The sequence below is a fragment of the Anoxybacillus sp. LAT27 genome (assembly GCF_022030075.1).
GTDB classification, from domain to species: domain Bacteria; phylum Bacillota; class Bacilli; order Bacillales; family Anoxybacillaceae; genus Anoxybacillus; species Anoxybacillus kestanbolensis.
Map to the genome: position 1 here is coordinate 1 of NZ_JAIWYK010000119.1, position 289 is coordinate 289.

Consider the following 289-nt stretch of genomic DNA (forward strand, 5'->3'; position numbering starts at 1 on the left):
TGGTTCGTTATTTTCATCGGTCGGAATTCTCCATATAAGTGTTTTGTAAGAATATTGCATGCCGAATGGACATCCCGATGCTGAGAATAACCACAAGCACAAATAAAATTTCTAGAAGAAGGTTTTTTCTTCTTCCCGCAAACAGGACATGTTTGCGTGGTATACGATTCATCCACTTTTTCAAAAGTGATGCCTTTAGCTTCTAGTTTGTATTTCAAATAGTCGTAGAGTTTGCCAAAACACCAGTTCGATAATTTTTGGTTCACCAATTTGGATCGCTTTTTCTTTT

Annotated in this window: 1 protein-coding gene; it reads right to left on the bottom strand. The window is 36.7% G+C overall.

All coding sequences use genetic code 11. The features are described 5' to 3' along the window. On the bottom strand, positions 1 to 266 hold a 266-nt coding region (locus LD028_RS08775; RefSeq protein WP_237811588.1), incomplete at its 3' end, for a transposase. Between the last annotated feature and the right edge of the window lie 23 nt (positions 267 to 289).